At 55.4% G+C, this 1,029-nt stretch carries 2 protein-coding genes and 1 pseudogene; 2 read left to right on the top strand and 1 reads right to left on the bottom strand.

Annotated features, from left to right (window positions below):
• Positions 1-124, top strand: a pseudogene (locus tag APY94_RS13790) (M42 family metallopeptidase); the annotation flags it as partial.
• Positions 125-258: 134 nt separating this feature from the next.
• Complete coding sequence (locus APY94_RS12720) at positions 259-822, top strand: acetamidase/formamidase family protein (RefSeq protein WP_245610481.1); 564 nt, start codon at positions 259-261, stop codon at positions 820-822.
• 36 nt (positions 823-858) lie between these two features.
• Here the strand turns inward: APY94_RS12720 and APY94_RS13045 are convergent.
• A partial coding sequence (locus APY94_RS13045) for a zinc ribbon domain-containing protein (protein WP_157065560.1) occupies positions 859-1,029 on the bottom strand: 171 nt, incomplete at its 5' end.

Below are 1,029 nucleotides of genomic sequence, written 5' to 3' on the forward strand. Positions count from 1 at the left end.
TAAGGTCGCCCTCATCGGCCAGGGAGTGCATGCGAGCCACGGCATGGAGCGGACGCACGTCAAGGGCATGCTCGCGACGAAGGACCTCATCAGGGCCTACATAGAGGAGCGGTTCAGTAGGTGACCTTCCCTTTCATTTCATTGAGAGCCTGGGTAAGTGAAGTCACAGACAGTCAACTTTAATGCTCTAGGATTTTTCTGTTTGTCACGGCAAGAAAAGCTTTTATCAATTTTTGACAAGTATTGTATGGTGGTTCTATGACGGACGGCCATCTGGACGTGGATTCCGTCAGGGAGGGGACGATAGTAATCGCACCCGTAAAGGTCAAGGGTGGAGGAATCTATGCCGGCGATGCACACGCAATGCAGGGCGACGGTGAGGTGGCAGGCCATACCACCGACGTGACCGCAGAAAGCATCGTGGAGGTTTCAGTCCTCAAAAACGTGAACTTGGATGGGCCAATCCTTCTCCCTCCGGAGGAGAATCTACCACCCCTCGCGAGACCCTGGAGAAAGGACGAGTGGGAGAAAGTTCAGAGCCTGGCGAGGAGATTCGGACTCGAACCGGAACCCGTTGCGCCAGTGCAGGTCATAGGCTCAGGGCCTACAATAAACGAGGCCGCCATGAGGGGATTCCAACGAGCGGCAGACCTGTTTGGAATGAGCGTGGATGAGGTTAGAAACAGGGTAACGATAAGCGGCGCTGTGGAGATTGGAAGGCTCCCCGGGATAGTTCAGGTCTCCATGCAGGTGCCCCTGAGTGCGCTTGAGCGGATAGGACTGGACGAACTAGTTGTCGAGCACTACGGCCTGCCGTATTGACTCAGATGTCGAAAGAATATAAAATGGCAGAAGCCATCACTCGATCTTCGCTCCACAGACAGGGCAGAACTTCGCTCCCTCAGGAACTATGTGGCCGTTGGGACAGCGGTGTATCTGGTGCCCACAGTAAGGACAGAACCTCGCTCCGGGCGGAATCTGCTTGCCGCAGTAGGGGCAGATTTCCTGCTGCGCTGGTTGAGCTGGTGC

This window comes from Thermococcus celericrescens (assembly GCF_001484195.1).
Lineage (GTDB): Archaea > Methanobacteriota_B > Thermococci > Thermococcales > Thermococcaceae > Thermococcus > Thermococcus celericrescens.